Raw genomic sequence first — 1,489 nt, 5'->3', positions numbered from 1 at the left:
GGGCGAATTCAACTGATCGTCGCAACACCTTGATCACGGAGGTTTGCGATGGGGCGCGGGAAGAAGCAGATTCCTGAGGTGCCGGCTGGCGGGCGGCGACAGTGGGCGTCGGATCGGGCGTTGCGGCCGCCGATGCGTTCACCGGGACGGCCGGAGCCGTCTCGTGCGGTGCAGCGGGACTTCTGGCGGCGGATCGCGTCGGGAGTAACCACGCTGGAGGCCGCGGAGGCTGTGGGTGTGTCGTGGCCGGTCGGGTTCCGGTGGTTCCGTCACGCTGGCGGCATGCCGCCGATCAGTCTGGACGAGCCCACCGGCCGTTACCTGTCATTCGCCGAGCGCGAGGAGATCGCGTTGCTGCGCGCCCAGGGAGTCGGCGTGCGGGAGATCGCCCGCAGGATCGGACGCGACCCGGGAACAATCTCACGCGAGCTGCGCCGTAACTCGGCGACCAGGGGCGGTAAGCCGGTCTACCGGGCTCTGGTGGCGCAGTGGAAGGCGCAGCAGGCGGCGAAGCGTCCGAAGACGGCGAGGCTCGTGGGTAATGGCAGGTTGCGGGAGTACGTGCAGGATCGGCTCGCCGGCAGGGTCCGGCGACCCGACGGCACGGTCGTCACCGGGCCTGAGGCGCCCGCGTGGAAGGGGTTGAACAAGCCGCATCGGCAGGACCGCCGCTGGGCGACGGCGTGGAGCCCGGAGCAGATCTCGCACCGGCTGCGTGTCGACTTCCCCGATGATGAGTGCATGCGCATCAGCCATGAGGCGATCTACCAGTCGCTGTTCATTCAGGGGCGTGGAGCGCTCAAGCGGGAGCTGGTCGCGTGTCTGCGCACCGGCCGGGCGCTGCGGGTTCCCAGAGCGCGGTCCCGGAACAAGCCGCAAGGGCATGTCACTGCCGATGTCGTCCTGTCCGAGCGGCCCGCCGAAGCCGCGGACCGCGCGGTCCCCGGGCACTGGGAAGGCGATCTGATCATCGGGACGGGTCGTTCCGCGATCGGCACGCTCGTCGAACGCTCCAGCCGCTGCACGCTCCTGGTGCATCTGCCTCGGTTGCAGGGGTGGGGCGAGAAACCACCCGTGAAGAACGGTCCCTCGCTCGGCGGCTACGGCGCCATCGCGATGAACACCGCGCTGACAGCATCGATGACGAAGCTGCCCCAGCAACTGCGCAAGACCCTCACCTGGGATCGTGGGAAGGAACTCTCCGGTCATGCGCAATTCGCCCTCGATACCGGCACGAAGGTGTTCTTCGCCGATCCGCACTCGCCCTGGCAGCGGCCGACGAACGAGAACACCAACGGGCTGCTGCGTCAGTACTTCCCGAAGGGCACCGACCTGTCGAGGTGGTCCGATGAGGACCTCGAAGCCGTCGCCCTCGCGGTCAACAACCGGCCCCGCAAGAGCCTTGGCTGGAAGACCCCGGCCGAGGTCTTCGCCGAACAGCTAAGCTCGCTGGAACAGCCCGGTGTTGCAACAACCGATTGAACTCGCC

1 protein-coding gene is annotated in these 1,489 nt (G+C 68.1%); it reads left to right on the top strand.

Translation table 11 applies throughout. The features are described from left to right. Nucleotides 1–282: 282 nt before the first annotated feature. On the top strand, nt 283–1,482 hold the full coding sequence (locus AB0H52_RS32000; protein ID WP_357952033.1) for an IS30 family transposase: 1,200 nt from the start codon (nt 283–285) through the stop codon (nt 1,480–1,482). Nucleotides 1,483–1,489 lie beyond the last annotated feature (7 nt).

It is taken from the genome of Micromonospora sp. NPDC050695, assembly GCF_040654415.1.
Classification (GTDB): Bacteria; Actinomycetota; Actinomycetes; order Mycobacteriales; family Micromonosporaceae; genus Micromonospora.
Note: the sequence above shows the minus strand (reverse complement) of the source record. Positions and strands in the feature narration are given on the sequence as shown.

What these genes read in the sequence shown, in the direction of transcription:
- AB0H52_RS32000 (WP_357952033.1), top strand. Translation starts at nt 283, where the DNA reads ATGCCGCCGATCAGTCTGGACGAGCCCACCGGCCGTTACCTGTCATTC.